Source organism: Mycobacterium sp. E1386 (assembly GCF_001672745.1).
GTDB lineage: Bacteria > Actinomycetota > Actinomycetes > Mycobacteriales > Mycobacteriaceae > Mycobacterium.
On record NZ_LZKH01000234.1, the window covers coordinates 1 to 504 of the forward strand.

Consider the following 504-nt stretch of genomic DNA (forward strand, 5'->3'; position numbering starts at 1 on the left):
ATCAACGACCCCGACCCCGGACCGGCATAAATCCGCGCCGAATTAACCTCCGGCGGAAGCGCCCCAAAATCAAACACGAATTACCCCTTACCGCGTCGCAGCTGCATGAATGACCTCGAGTAGTGAAAGACGATAGAGCGCATCTGGCCCGCCCCCGGTCCCGCCGACCGGCTGATGTCAGGGCCGGCCGGGCGCGGGCGCATCGCCCGCGGCTGCCGCGCCCCGGTTGGCCGGAGTTGGCCAGGCGTTTGGCGTCCGGCCGTATGTCCGTCATGAGGTGGGAAAACAGTCTCGCGGTCGTCGCCCTCGCGCGACACCGGGCCAGCAACGGGGGGCCGCGCCGTCGTCGCAACCGGACTCAGCCGCAATCGGCTCTCCATAAAATCCCGACGCGGATAAAACAAGTGGGTTGTGTTCATATCCGCTGCTATCCGGCTGAGGGTGGGCGGGTTAGGACGCTGTAGCGGAAGCCGTATTTGTGGGAGTAGCCCGCGGCGGCGCCGG

The 504-nt window shown here is 66.1% G+C and carries 1 protein-coding gene; it reads right to left on the reverse strand.

From position 1 onward, the window contains the following. The coding region (locus A5709_RS29010; RefSeq protein WP_156624280.1) for a PPE domain-containing protein at positions 1-77 on the reverse strand (77 nt) is incomplete at its 3' end. Between the last annotated feature and the right edge of the window lie 427 nt (positions 78-504).